Here is a 12,608-nt window from a genome sequence, read left to right on the forward strand (position 1 = left end):
CACATTGCAGGAGAAATCTGATGACTGATTTTCAGGCGATCATGGCGGATTTTGCTGTCCGCCAGGCCGAGCGCGCGGCGCAGGCACAAAGTGAAATCCAACGGCTCAAGGCAGCTATCATTGCCCCGCTGCGCAATGCCGAAATTGCCCGCGTAGAAATCCGTTTCGATGGGTGCGGCGACAGCGGTGCGGTCGAAGAATGCGTCTTCTCTGACGCCGGCGGGGCGAGTGTTCCGTGTCCCGAAGTGACGATCGACTGTGCTGGAGAAGGCGACGACCAGAGCCTCAATTCCGCCCTCGAGCAACTGACTTACCTTGCTCTCGAACGCCATCATCCCGGATGGGAAATCAATGATGGTGCTTGCGGCGAACTGGTCATCGACGTGGCTACGCCGAGTTTCGTTCTGGACTGCCAGCTGCGTTACACGGCGACCGACGACCATTCGACTGATCTCTAGGAGAGATGCGATGGCTCATTGCTACTATCACGCCCTATCGTCAGTCCGGAAATGGGGAGGGGTGGTGGAAGATTACCTGCCGCTCCACCAATGGTTTGACCAGTCGAAGGCGATCTTTGCTGATCCGCGGCACCGGGCCCTTCGGCACCATGCCGAAGGCATTTTCATGCTCGAAACGCTGTTCGGGCCTACCATCGTCAACGCCGACAACCGTGTCGTGCCTGTTCGCCTTGTAGGCGAGCAGCACGTCCGCGAGGACTTGGGTACGATTCCTTCCTTTGCGGATTGGGGGCGCCTAATCACGCCCCAAGACTGGATGTTGCGGGGGCACCGTCTGGACGAGCCTATACCGCTTGGCACTGTTGAGACTGCTGCTGGCGGTGCGTTTTCAGGGGGTCTTTCGTCCGCTTCGGGAGGAGCGTCCGTAGTCGAGATATGATGTCGCCTTAGAAGGTAGGCGAGGTCAGGGGGTGCGTCGCATCCCGATAATACGAAAAGTCATGGCTTGGCCTGTTGCAAGGCACTCGGGACCAACCCGGCCTGTAAGCAAACCTTTCCTGAAGCATCCCCGTCGAGACGCGCAACCCCGATCAGGTCCGGCCGAGTTGCCGGGCTGCGCCCGGCTGCCCGCACCACCCGAACCAGATCGAGGTTTCCCTTCGGTGCGCTTCGCCGTGGCCGCTTCCTAGTCGGGTTTGCAGCCGGGATGGACCCGGAATGCTCGATCAGGAGAAAGACCATGACCAATCTCGTTATCCTCGTTGGCCGCATCGCTCGCGACCCCGAAACCCGCACTACCCAAGGCGGCACCAACATCACCTCGATCTCGGTCGTCACCGACCGTCCCGCCCGCAAGGACGGCAAGACCTACAAGGACGAAAACGGCTACACCGCCAAGGACAGCGAATTCCACCGCGTGACATGCTTCAACGGGCTCGGCCAGAACGTCGCCAAGTACTGCACCAAGGGCCAGCTCGTGACGGTCGACGGGCGCATCCACTATACGCAGTGGGAAGACCAGGACGGCACCAAGCGTTACGGCTGCGAGATCATCGCCGACAAGGTGGACTTCCTCACCAAAGGCCGGGCGTCGAACAATGAGGGTGCGCCCGACATCGACGAGGACTGAATTCCTCCCGCATATAACAAGGCTCCGATGGTTCGCGCCATCGGGGCCTCTTTTTTTGTGCTCGCTGCTTGGACGGCGGGGCGGGGCATCGAGCCCACACCCCGCCGCGGTTGAAGTGTCAGGCGGGGGAGAGCCGCTTGAGAGCATCGTCGATCCCGATGGTGAGCGATGCGCGGATGAGCTGCTTCAATTGCGCAGGTTCGATAGTCTCGGCTCCGCATTCGAGAAGAACCTTGCCCAGTTCGCCGGCTGCTTCATCTCGGAGCCTGGCCTCCTGTGCATCGAGTTCGTCGCGCTGTTCACGCAGTTTCTTGAGCGCATTACGCGCGCTCGGTTTGGACCTGGCCATCAGATTGTCCTTTCGCTGGCCGTTGGTCCCCTCCACGCGCGACAGTGCCAGCATGGGGCCATGTAGGAAAACGGTTTTTGCCGCGATGCCAGTGATTTTCACGCTGACGTTGGAGAGGTCTCTCTCGCAGAAAGTCCAAGTGTGATGCGGGCTTTGGGGCCGCGTCAAGGACGACGGGGCCCCACCATTTTTACCGGGCAAGCCCGGCAAAAATCGTTTCCCCCATCGCCGCTTCGCGGCCGCGCCATGCGCGGTCCCTGACCCGGCCCGTCACCCACATCCTCGCAGCTCCTGATGCGACGCATCGAACATCAGGAGGAAAGATCATGTACGCTTCACTGAATATCGCGCAGGGTTCATTCCAGGCAGATCAGGCAGCTTTCGTTGCCGCACTCGACAAGGCTCATGCCCGGTCCCTTCACAGCTACTTCACCCAATATGTCCTGACCGATGGTGAGGCAGGTTACATTGCGGTCGATGAGGGCGATTACGGCGCACTGCCCAAGGCCATGCTGGACCGGGTTATCGACACAGTGCCTGGAAAGCTGAGCGATGAATTCTGATGCCCCACACGAGGATGAAGTCCGTCAGGGCTTCCTCCTTTCTTTTTGCTCGGGTCCTGGATTGTCGCTCCCGGAGGTATCGCGCGAGCATTCCGTGCAGCATCAGTCCTCGGCGTTAGACGCATCGAATTCCTCCAGCCGATCGGGCATGTCGAGCACCTTCATGGCCGCTGCTGAAATGGCCTCGGCCTTCGTCGGAAAGGCTTCCGCTGAACTGATCGACACGCCGCTCGAATAGGTCACGGTTGCCTGGAATCCGTTGCCTTTGGGCGTCGCGCTCAGTGTTACATCCGCCATAGCCATGCTCCTGGTGGGGTGCCCGCAACACCATTCTTCCTGCCGGCGGACTCGATCGATCTTTAACACAATCGGCAATCGAGCGGCATGGTATTCATCCTTTGGTTTTGGGACTTCAAAACCGCCGATCCCGTGCTGGTCATGACACTGGACCCTACCCTCTAAGCTGGGGACGGAAGAGCACACCGTACGCGACAAATCGCAGGCGGTGGGCAGTAAAAAAGAGAATAAATACAGGGTTTTGATGGATTCTTGCAAAAATGGCTGCTTCTCAATCAGAAATGAATGGTCGCCAATTCGCCAATCGAAGTTGATTGAAGGCAGCCAGAAAGGGCGCATTCCTGCGCATCTCGCATGTTCTTGACATGTTCTCGTTTCTGATTTAGACAATAACCGCCTTTCGCAGTGCGTTCCGGGCTCCTGACCACAAGGAGTCCGTGCATGACACGGCCAAAATCTCTCCAGGTACATGTCACCGTCGAGCTCGCTGAGCGGGTTCGTACTGCAGCAAAGCGGCGCGATATAAGCGTCAGCGAATGGATCCGGTCGCTGCTTTCGCAGGCATGCGAAAACGACGATCTTGCATCCAAGCTCGAAACATCGGTCGACCGCATCAGCCGTCAATCAGTGTTCACGATGGTCGGCGTTGATGCCCTTCTCGCAGGGCATGCCGATCACAGTCTGCGTGAGCGAGCCCATCAAGCCTACGCGCGCAAATGCAAGGAACTGGGGCTCTCCGCAAACGCCGGCGAGGGAGGTTCCGATGAAGCGTAACCTCGTCAACTTCACGCGCGGAAGTCAGCTGCTCGGACACTTCAGCTTCATGTTTGCAGCAGGTCTCAAGGGGCCGCTGATCATCGCCGCCATCGGCATTTCCTGCACTAGCTGGTGGACCATTTCGGCAGGGCTGAGCGATCACGAAGCCTACCTCGTCTGGATGCGAATTTATGCTGCCATCTACGGCTTCATGGAGTTTGACCCGGCCAAACAGGTCGCACTCGAAACGGGGTTTGGAGGAACCGTCCAGCTCCCCATCATCATGCTCGATGCCTATCCGCCGGTGATCAATGCCTGGGATCATCTGCTCGACTTGCTGGGCGATGCTCTGGTGCGTTCGGCCTTGCTTCTCGTGCCGGCCTTCGTGTTGTTCTACTGGTTCGCAGCGCGCTTCGGCAGTCGTTCAAAAGAGCGCAAACATGAGCGCGGGGCCATGCTCGTGACACTACCCGAACTGGTCGATGAGCTGCGCGGGCACAACCAGCGCGAGCGCGCCCGTGAGCTTTCGAGCACTATGGGTTGGAAATGGCATCTGTGTTCGCCCAAAGAACTGTCTGCTGCATTTCCCTACCGGCCCTCGCATCTTGCGACGGTTGTTTACCCTTGGCGGCTCGAACAGAGCCACGCCATGCTCATCGGGACCACCGGCATGGGCAAGACAGTCGCCATGTCGGACATGATTGCCGAAGCCCGCGCCAAGGGACAGCGCTGCGTCGTCTTCGACCTCACCGGCGCTTTCATCGAACACTTCTACCAGGCCGACCGGGACATAATTCTGAACCCGCTCGACGCGCGCTGTCCCCAATGGAGCCTCTTCGACGAATGCCGCACCGAAGGTGAATTCTGGGCGGCAGCGGAAGCCCTCGTACCCCATGACGGGGGCGGGGAGGCGCAGTTCTGGGTCATCGCGGCGCGTGCCCTATTCGTCGAGTTCTGCCTCAAACTGGTCGCTGAAGGACGGGGCACCAATGCTGCGCTTGCCCGCGAACTGATGACCGCTGATCTCTCGCGGGTCCACGCCATGATGCGAGGCACGATCGCTGATCCCCTGACTGCTCCTGAAGCCGCGCGCATGGCGGAATCGATCCGGGCAGTGTTCAACGTGAACGCCAAGGCGCTGAAGCTCCTGCCCACTTCCGGGCGCCGCTTTTCGGTCCGCGACTGGATCGAGGAGGGCGCCCATGACGACGAGGGCACTAACGCCAAAAGAAGTGGCTCGATGGTCTTCATCTCGGCGCGCTACGTCGACATGAGCGTGTGCGCGCAGCTGCTCACGTTGTGGCTCGATACGGCGATGAACACGCTGATGACGATGCCTCGCACCAAGGACCTCAAATGCTGGTTCTTCATCGACGAGCTGGGCGCGCTTCACCGGCTCCCCGCTCTCGAGAAAGGCCTGCAGACAGCGCGCAATTTCGGCGGCGCAATCGTCACCGGCATCCATGCCTACGCCAAGCTCAAGGAGGTCTACGGTGAGAACATGGCGATGACGCTTGCATCGCTTGCCCGGACCAAATTGATCCTCGGTACGGCAGACCGCGAGACAGCTACCTGGTGTTCCGACTTCATCGGTCATCGCCAGGTTCGCGACATGGAAGAGGGCTACACCTATGGCTACAACAATGCTCGCGACGCCGTCAGCCTGACGCCGCGCAAGCATATCGAGCCTTTGCTGCTGCCCGACCAGTTGATGAACCTGCCGCGCCTGTCAGGCTTCATCAAATTCCCCGACGGCTTTCCTGCAGCGCCGGTCCGTCTGAAGCCGATAGACCGGGAAAGAATTGCACACGTTTTCGTCGGTCGGGCCAAGGATCGACAGCCGATCCGGCAAGTCGAAGGCAAGAGTAAAGGCGGCGTGACAGATACCAATCCGCCAGCAAATCAGAGCGAACATCCCTCGTCGAACGACGACGGAGCAGGCAAGCCTGTCGTCCCAAAGCAAGGTACCCTTCCGCTTGAGCCGGTAGTCGAGGCGGATGCCAGGCGATCACGCCAGCAGGCCGCGAAACGGGTAGAGAAGGACATTCCCGACGACACCAGGAAGGTGTCAGGTAAGTCCGGTCATCCGCGAAAATCGTCGCCCGACGAGCGCAAAGCAATGCCGCGTAACTCCCGTCCGCTGCTGCCGACGAATGCGGCGCTCCGCAAAGGCGATCATCCCGATGAGAAGGATCCATCGAATGGCGTGAAGGAGGGACGCCGAAGCGACTTGCCGCGGGCCAATCCGCCCTCGGATAAGCCGCAAGCTGTCGACCGGACAGCCCAGCGCCAGCGAGAGGCAGAAGCCCGCAAGCTCATGCTTGAAGACGGCGTTCCCGAGCAGGATCAGCCATCGCACGAGGGCCCCGATCTCGGCGATTTTGAACTGTGACGCACGAGGCAGACGCCGCCTGGCGGAGTGAGACCTGATGCTCTCTGTAGCCAATGTCCGTACTGCTGGCGGCGCTGCTAACTACTTTGCCGCCGACAATTACTACACCCGCGCCGATGCCGAGAGATCTGGTCAATGGCTTGGCAAGGGGGCGGAAACGCTTGGACTGCGAGGCGTTATCCAAGCCTCGCAGTTCGAGGCAGTACTCAAGGGCATACTGCCCGATGGCAGCCGTGTCGGGAGCGATAACAGAGCCCATCGCGCCGGCACCGATCTTACATTTTCGATGCCCAAGAGTTGGTCCATCCTTGCCCTCGTCGGCGGAGACAGGCGTATCCTCGATGCCTATGGCGCGGCCGTCCGCGAGACGTTGGCCTGGGCCGAGAAGAATCTCGCCGAAACCCGCATGGAAGTCCGAGGCAAGGAACGGGTGGTCGCGACGCGCAATCTCGTGATCGGGCTTTTCCAGCACGATACAAACCGTAACCAGGAGCCAAACGCGCACTTTCACGCCGTGGTTGCCAATGTAACCCAGGGTCCCGATGGCAAATGGCGAGCGCTGAGAAATGACAAGATTTGGGAGCACAACACGCTGCTCAATGCCATGACCATGGCGCGCTTCCGCTTAGCCGTAGAAAAGCTCGGCTACCAGGTTGGGGAATACGGCAAGCATGGCAACTTTGAAGCAGTGGGCGTCCCTAAACCCGTTCGTGATGCCTTCAGTTCGCGCCGCGCCGAGATCCTCGACAAGCTTTCGACGATGGAAGGCAAAGGGCTCGCGGCGCGCAATGCGGCCAATCTGATGACCCGGGCGGACAAAGGGCCGGTGGCAGACCGCCAGGCTCTCGTGAACCAATGGCGCGAGGCAGCAGCACAGTTGGGCTTTGATCCGAGACTTGTCATTTCACAGGCCAATGCACGGGCCGCCACCGACATTGGCTCTGTCTCCGGAATTGGAAATTCGGTGCGATCGATCAGTCACCGGGCGCGCCTTTTGGCTGCGACCTTTGCGGAGCGTCTGGGGCTACGTCAGGGCGACCCGCTTGTGCCTCGCGACATGGGGCGCCGGACGCCCGAGCAGATCGCGGCCGTTCATGCGGTCGCATCGGCGATCAGGCACTTGGGCGAGCGCGAGGCGGCCTTCTCGCGGACCGAGATATATCGCTCGGCGCTAGGCTTCGCCTTGCCCACAACTCTTGCCGATATCGAACACCGCGTCGACCAATTACTTCGCCAGGGCCACCTGCAAAAAGGCAAGGGTGCAGATCGCAATCTTGTCACAACCCGCGATGCAATCGGGCTCGAGCAGCGCATCATTGCGGCCGTCGAAGGTGGCCGGGGACATGGGACTGCGGTGGTCGAAGCTGATGTGGCCGGAGGGCGGCTACAGGCGCTCACTCAGCTCAAATATGGCCTGACCTTGAACCCTGGGCAGGAGGGGGCAGGGCGCCTGCTTCTCGCTTCGCATAACCGAATTGTCGCTATTCAAGGCGTAGCTGGCGCCGGCAAGAGTACCGTCCTCAAACCCGTTGCCGACATCTTGCGCGAGGAAGGCAGGTCTGTGCTCGGGCTCGCAGTCCAGAACACGCTCGTGCAGATGCTTGAACGTGACACCGGCATTCCCTCGATGACGGTCGCGCGCTTTATACGCCAACATCAAGGCCTTCTGGAAGGAGCGGACCAGGCGAGGCTTGCCGAGGCTCGCGCGTCTCTGCGCGGCACCACGGTGCTGCTCGACGAAGCCTCGATGGTCGGCAATGCCGACAAGGAAAAGCTCGTGCGCCTCGCCAATCTGCTTCAGCTCGACCGCTTCGCCAGCATCGGCGACAGGAAGCAATTGGGCGCTGTCGATGCGGGCAAACCCTTCGACGTCATGCAGAAGGCAGGCGTCGAAACGGCCACCATGAACACAAATCTCCGGGCCCGCGATAAGGCGCTGCGCGATGCTCAATATGCAGCGCAGGGCGGACATATCGACGAGGCCTTGCGGCATCTCGGTCCGCATATCGTCGCTTCAGGTGATACAGCTACCATCGACGCCGCGGCGGCCTGGCTATCGCTTTCGCCTGCTGAGCGTGAGGTGACCGCGATCTATGCGTCGGGTCGCAATTTGCGCGGACAGGTGAATGAAGCAGTCCAGACCGGGCTCAAGGCCAATGGAGAATTGGGACCGGGTTCCATGGGTCTCACTGTGCTGTCGCGGGTCAACCTGACGCGTGAGGAAATGCGCTATTCGCGCAGCTATGCGGCCGGCATGGTGCTCGAAGTCGACCGCCGGCAACGGGGGCAGGGCCTTCAGAGAGGGCGCTATGAGGTGATCGCGACCGATCCCTCCCGCGAACGCGTGATGCTGCAGAACGAGCGGGGCAAGCGCTTTGAATTCCGGCCGGGCCAGATGCGACCGCAAGGTGAGCAGGATCCGCTGCGTCTGTTTGAGGTTCGCCCACTAGAAATTCACGATGGTGACCGCATCCGCTGGACGGCGACCGATCATAAGCGCGGCCTGCTCAACGCCGATCAGGCGCGCATCGTGGCGGTTGATCCGAAGGGTGTCACAGTGAAAACGTCGCTTGGCGCCGAACACCTGCTGGGGCTGGGCGACCCCATGCTCGAGCGTCTCGATCTCGCCTACGCGCTCAATGCGCACATGGCGCAGGGTCTGACATCCGACCGCGGGATTGCCGTCATGGACAGCCGCGAACGCAATCTTGCCAACCAGCAGACATTTCTCGTGACGATAACCCGCCTGCGCGATGGTCTGACCCTGTTTGTTGACAATGCGGGCAAGCTCGAATCAGCAGTTGAGCGCAATCCGGGAATGAAACGCTCGGCGCTCGAAACGGTCAATCAGCTGCGCGATGCGGCAGCAACGGGCCAGGCTAAGGGCAAGGCGCCTGATCGTTCGCAAGAACCGGCTCGCGAGCCGCCAGAACTCGATCGCTCGATCACCAAGCCCTTCGAAATCGGGATCTGACGCAGCGGCTATCCGCATGGGTTCATATGGCACCGGTTGACTGTTAGTTCTGTTTTTGTTCTCATGGCGACCATGTCCCGAATCGCCGATGAAATCCTGCTCACGCATATCGAAGTCGCGATTGCCATCGCGTCCGAAGCAACGCTTGTCGGGCTCGGTGCTGACGACCCGCGAACCCAGCGCAATGCTCGTGTCGATCTCGCGCGCCATCTGGTTGAACGCATGCAGGGTTTGGAGATCGAAGGCGAGGGGAATGCCAGCAGGAGCTCGCAGCCCACTCTCTTTCCAGGCGATCTCTCGCCGATGGGCTGACCAGCATTGAGATGTGGCTGAGGTAATACTGGCTTATTGCAGGCGCGTCGGGCGATCCTTGCCCATCAGCTCTGCCACGCGTTTGGCGATGGCTTTCCAGGTGGCGATGCCCGCCTCGTCCTGTGCCAGCGCGAGCGCGCCGATCTGCTCGGCGACATGAAGCGGTGCATTCTCACCATGGGTTTTCAGGACCTGGTTGGCACAAGCCCAGAGTTCCCAATCGCTCAACATCAGCCGAGACGTCCAACAAGGCCGAGTAAGAACGCGATCAAACCGTAGCCCACGACACTGCTGGCGAGGAGCAGTTCAATATTGAATTTGGAGCGAGGAGGGCGGGATTGTCCTGCTGGCCAGATCTGATCGCAGATGAGCTCGTTGAACCCGGCGCGGCGTCCGCAGACTTCCACTTCGCATCCGATCAACCGGCGTACTCTACGCCCGGCGTCGAGCTCCCACACCCCGCCGCCCGAATGCAGTTCAAGTCCGAAGGGGCCTTCGGCAAGACGGCCTGTCAGACGGAGTTCCGGGCCTAGCGGCATGCAGGCCCTTTCCAGTAGCGATCCCAACGCAGCACTGTGCGTGTCTGGATCATCGAGCAGGAGAGATCGGCTCCGTTCGGCAGTCGGCACCAGGCAGCCGTCCGGTTGCCGCCTGCCGAACCTTCCGACCGGCATGTCAATCTCGGTCCAAGAACCACGACGTGCCCTGTCGAGATGGTCCCTCGAGGGCCGCCAAGAAGATCGACGAGCGCGTCGCGCGCTTCGGTAGCCGACGCGTCGGGGCAGGGCTGGTTGGTCCGGCATGTTCCGTCCATTTCGCGCGCGGCGATCCCGGCGATGCGGACATGGGGGCCTTCGGCGCACCATATGGGCCCGTCGCCATCCCACACATGCGTGGGTGTGCAGGTAAAGGTCTGGCCGGCAGCGACGATCGAGGCAGCGAGGAGGGCAAGCATTGGCGAGCTACCTAGCGAAGCGCGCGGCCGAACCAAAGCACGCGGCCGACAATATTGATCGTCCGCTTCTCCAGTCCGCGCCAACTGGGATAGGCCGGATTGTCGCTGAGGACCGAGACCCGCTTGCCTTGCGGCTCGATTGCGACCCGCTTGACGCTGAGCATGTCGTCCATGCGCAGCACATAGATCCCGTCGCGCAGCCGCGACTGTCCATCGTTGAGATCGACCATGACTTCATCGCCGTCATGCAGCGTTGGCTCCATCGAATCCCCGTGCACGGCGATGATCGAAAGGCTCGTCGCCTTGCTTGCGGTCAGACGGCGCAGCCACTTCTCGTCGAACCCGAACTGGGCGCATTTGGATTCCATTTCGGCCAAAGCGCCGTGCCCCGCCGAGGCTTCGACATCAAGAACCGGGACATGGACCAGTTCGACGACCGGGCCGGATCGCCGTTCGGGCGCACCGAGGATCTTCTCGTCTACTCCGAAGAAGCGGGCGAGCACGGAGCGGTCCTGCTCGTCCAGTTGGCGGGGGCTGCCGCGGCGGATGTATTGCTGGATATAGGCCGCGTTGCGTCCGAGAAGGCGAGAAATCGAGGAGTAATTACAGCCTCGTTGCTGGATCAGATCGTCCAGGGCTTTGCGTGCATCTTCCATCGCTGCGGGTCCTATCGCATCCGTCTAGGAAATTCGATCCTAGACTCTAGGAAGTCTTCCTAATAAGAACATATCAAGAACACAAGCGGAAAGCGAGTCGAAGGCGATGGAGCTCCTGGACCAGATCGAGGGCTATTTGGCGCGAAGCGGTACGAAGGCCAGCATGTTTGGTAGGCAGGCCGTCGGGGACCCCCGTTTCGTGCAGGATATGCGCGAAGGGCGTCGACCCAGGCGCAAGACAACGCAACGTGTCCTTAATTTTCTCGCGTCTACAGAGGGAGTTGCGTCCACGCGCTCGGATCATCTTGACGTGTTGGCGGATTAGATTCGTATTGCCTTAATCACATCCGTACAGTAGGTGTGCCCATACAGAAACTGGTCAGTCCAGCTTTTGTGGGGGCTACGGGGCATGGACGGCGAATCAGGATTACGAAGAGGGGTCGAGAGCAGGCTGGAATTCATCGAATTCCGGTTGTTCTGGGAAGGCCACGTAAACCGAAGCGACATCGTCGAGACATTCGGGGTTTCGATCAATCAGGCGTCAGCCGATCTCAACAGATATCTGGGTCTGGCCGAGACCAACATGGTCTACGACAAAAGCGCACGGACCTATGTGCGAAGCTCTTCCTTCAAGCCAATCTTCCATAAGCCTGACGCCGAGCGGTACCTCACCCAGATCCGGTCGATAGCTGACGGGATCATTACTCCTGACGATGCCTGGATCGGCAGCGTTCCGGGGTTTGCTTGCGCGCCAACACCTGCCCGCGGTGTGTCTGCCCCCATTCTCCGAGCGGTCGTGACCGCGATCAAGCGCAAGGAAGCACTCGAGGTCCTTTATCAATCGATGTCCTCGCCGGATCCGTCCTGGCGCTGGATCGCGCCGCATGCCTTGGTCTTTGACGGGTTCAGATGGCACGCCCGGGCCCACTGCGTCCGTAGCGGGGAGTTCAAGGACTTCGTCCTGTCCCGCATCGGAGAAACGCGCGCGAGCAAGGCTAGCGAGGAGACAGCTTCGCGCGATCATGATTGGCTCGATGACATTGACCTCGTCATCGCGCCCCACCCTGAACTGAGCGTCGGCCAACGAAAGGCAATCGAACTCGATTATGCGATGGAAGGGGGTAGGGCGACCATCCCGGTCAAGCGCGCGCTCCTATATTATGCGCTCAAGCGGCTTGGGCTCGACACCGACCCGTCGGCTCGGCGGCCTCAGGATCAGCAGATCGTTTTGTTGAATGCCGACGCGATCAACTCTGCACTGCGAGCTGAAACCTCCGCTCAGACACACGGAGCGCAGGATGCTTGAGCACCTTCAGCAATTGGTTGCCGATGCGGCGCAGCTCAACAGCAAGTTGGTCCTCGTCGTTGCGAATTCTGGAGGAGGCAAAACCGCTCTGCTCGCCGAATTCGCTAAGACCCATGATCTGCAGATCATAAATGTCGGTAGCGAACTCTCGAACCTGCTTCTTCCAATCCCGTCTTCGCAAAGAAGCTTCGAGGTGTTGGGCGTATTGAGGGGCATGCTGTCGCATCACCGCGATCGCGGGGTAGTCGTACTCGACAATATCGAAGTCATGTTTGATGCAGAATTGAAGATAAATCCCTTCGATACGATCAAACGCTTGGCCCACGCTATGACAGTCGTCGTGGCGTGGCCGGGAGATTTCAAGGATGGCCGCCTGCTTTACGCAAAAGTGGGTCATCCCGAGCACTGCGATGTCGCCGTAGATGGCGCAATCGTACTTGAGTTGAACTGAGCTTTGAGAG

The 12,608-nt window shown here is 60.3% G+C and carries 16 protein-coding genes; 10 read left to right on the forward strand and 6 right to left on the reverse strand.

Annotation, left to right across the window (positions count from 1 at the left end; translation table 11 throughout):
- The first annotated feature begins 20 nt into the window (after positions 1-20).
- From E5675_RS09415 to E5675_RS09425, 3 genes are all read left to right on the forward strand, one after another.
- Positions 21-458: a DUF6878 family protein gene (locus E5675_RS09415; RefSeq protein ID WP_136174293.1), complete on the forward strand. Its 438-nt coding sequence runs from the start codon at positions 21-23 to the stop codon at positions 456-458.
- A 10-nt stretch (positions 459-468) separates the two neighbouring features.
- The gene (locus tag E5675_RS09420; RefSeq protein ID WP_103729560.1) at positions 469-897 is read left to right on the forward strand and encodes a hypothetical protein; all 429 of its coding nucleotides are present in this window, start codon (positions 469-471) and stop codon (positions 895-897) included.
- Positions 898-1,197: 300 nt separating this feature from the next.
- Complete coding sequence (locus tag E5675_RS09425) at positions 1,198-1,587, forward strand: single-stranded DNA-binding protein (RefSeq protein WP_136174294.1); 390 nt, start codon at positions 1,198-1,200, stop codon at positions 1,585-1,587.
- A 118-nt stretch (positions 1,588-1,705) separates the two neighbouring features.
- On the opposite strand, the gene E5675_RS09430 is transcribed toward E5675_RS09425, so the two are convergent.
- Positions 1,706-1,990, reverse strand: coding sequence for a DUF6437 family protein (locus E5675_RS09430; RefSeq protein ID WP_239987412.1), 285 nt, complete (start codon positions 1,988-1,990; stop codon positions 1,706-1,708).
- A 272-nt stretch (positions 1,991-2,262) separates the two neighbouring features.
- Here E5675_RS09430 and E5675_RS09435 point away from each other — a divergent pair, with 272 nt between their 5' ends.
- Positions 2,263-2,499 (forward strand): hypothetical protein, encoded by a 237-nt coding sequence (locus E5675_RS09435; RefSeq protein ID WP_013832744.1) that lies wholly within the window; start codon positions 2,263-2,265, stop codon positions 2,497-2,499.
- 102 nt (positions 2,500-2,601) lie between these two features.
- On the opposite strand, the gene E5675_RS21980 is transcribed toward E5675_RS09435, so the two are convergent.
- On the reverse strand, positions 2,602-2,796 hold the full coding sequence (locus E5675_RS21980) for a hypothetical protein (RefSeq protein WP_054729007.1): 195 nt from the start codon (positions 2,794-2,796) through the stop codon (positions 2,602-2,604).
- Between the two features lie 441 nt (positions 2,797-3,237).
- Here E5675_RS21980 and E5675_RS09445 point away from each other — a divergent pair, with 441 nt between their 5' ends.
- From E5675_RS09445 to E5675_RS09460, 4 genes are all read left to right on the forward strand, one after another.
- Positions 3,238-3,570, forward strand: coding sequence for a ribbon-helix-helix protein, CopG family (locus tag E5675_RS09445; RefSeq protein ID WP_062902927.1), 333 nt, complete (start codon positions 3,238-3,240; stop codon positions 3,568-3,570).
- On the forward strand, positions 3,560-5,944 hold the full coding sequence (locus E5675_RS09450; RefSeq protein ID WP_136174295.1) for a type IV secretion system DNA-binding domain-containing protein: 2,385 nt from the start codon (positions 3,560-3,562) through the stop codon (positions 5,942-5,944). Before E5675_RS09445 ends, E5675_RS09450 begins: the two co-directional genes overlap by 11 nt.
- Positions 5,945-5,981: 37 nt before the next feature.
- Positions 5,982-8,918 carry a MobF family relaxase gene (gene mobF / locus E5675_RS09455; RefSeq protein ID WP_136174296.1) on the forward strand — a complete coding sequence of 979 codons (2,937 nt, stop codon included), beginning with the start codon at positions 5,982-5,984 and terminating at the stop codon, positions 8,916-8,918.
- A 72-nt stretch (positions 8,919-8,990) separates the two neighbouring features.
- Positions 8,991-9,230: a hypothetical protein gene (locus E5675_RS09460; protein ID WP_136176403.1), complete on the forward strand. Its 240-nt coding sequence runs from the start codon at positions 8,991-8,993 to the stop codon at positions 9,228-9,230.
- A 33-nt stretch (positions 9,231-9,263) separates the two neighbouring features.
- Here the strand turns inward: E5675_RS09460 and E5675_RS09465 are convergent, their stop codons facing one another.
- The 4 genes from E5675_RS09465 to E5675_RS09480 are packed head-to-tail and all read right to left on the reverse strand — an operon-like array spanning position 9,264 to position 10,841.
- The gene (locus E5675_RS09465) at positions 9,264-9,461 is read right to left on the reverse strand and encodes a hypothetical protein (RefSeq protein WP_103729568.1); all 198 of its coding nucleotides are present in this window, start codon (positions 9,459-9,461) and stop codon (positions 9,264-9,266) included.
- Positions 9,461-9,769 carry a DUF5818 domain-containing protein gene (locus tag E5675_RS21735; protein WP_136174297.1) on the reverse strand — a complete coding sequence of 103 codons (309 nt, stop codon included), beginning with the start codon at positions 9,767-9,769 and terminating at the stop codon, positions 9,461-9,463. The genes E5675_RS09465 and E5675_RS21735 overlap by 1 nt, the downstream gene beginning before the upstream one ends.
- Complete coding sequence (locus E5675_RS21740) at positions 9,760-10,185, reverse strand: hypothetical protein (protein WP_136174298.1); 426 nt, start codon at positions 10,183-10,185, stop codon at positions 9,760-9,762. The genes E5675_RS21735 and E5675_RS21740 overlap by 10 nt, the downstream gene beginning before the upstream one ends.
- An 11-nt stretch (positions 10,186-10,196) precedes the next feature.
- On the reverse strand, positions 10,197-10,841 hold the full coding sequence (locus tag E5675_RS09480) for a S24 family peptidase (protein WP_007011047.1): 645 nt from the start codon (positions 10,839-10,841) through the stop codon (positions 10,197-10,199).
- Between the two features lie 409 nt (positions 10,842-11,250).
- On the opposite strand from E5675_RS09480, the gene E5675_RS09490 reads away from it, so the two are divergent.
- On the forward strand, positions 11,251-12,147 hold the full coding sequence (locus tag E5675_RS09490) for a WYL domain-containing protein (RefSeq protein ID WP_136174300.1): 897 nt from the start codon (positions 11,251-11,253) through the stop codon (positions 12,145-12,147).
- Positions 12,140-12,598 carry a BREX-3 system P-loop-containing protein BrxF gene (gene brxF, locus E5675_RS09495; protein ID WP_168707836.1) on the forward strand — a complete coding sequence of 153 codons (459 nt, stop codon included), beginning with the start codon at positions 12,140-12,142 and terminating at the stop codon, positions 12,596-12,598. The genes E5675_RS09490 and brxF overlap by 8 nt, the downstream gene beginning before the upstream one ends.
- Positions 12,599-12,608: the final 10 nt, after the last annotated feature.

Source organism: Sphingopyxis sp. PAMC25046 (assembly GCF_004795895.1).
Taxonomy (GTDB): Bacteria; Pseudomonadota; Alphaproteobacteria; order Sphingomonadales; family Sphingomonadaceae; genus Sphingopyxis.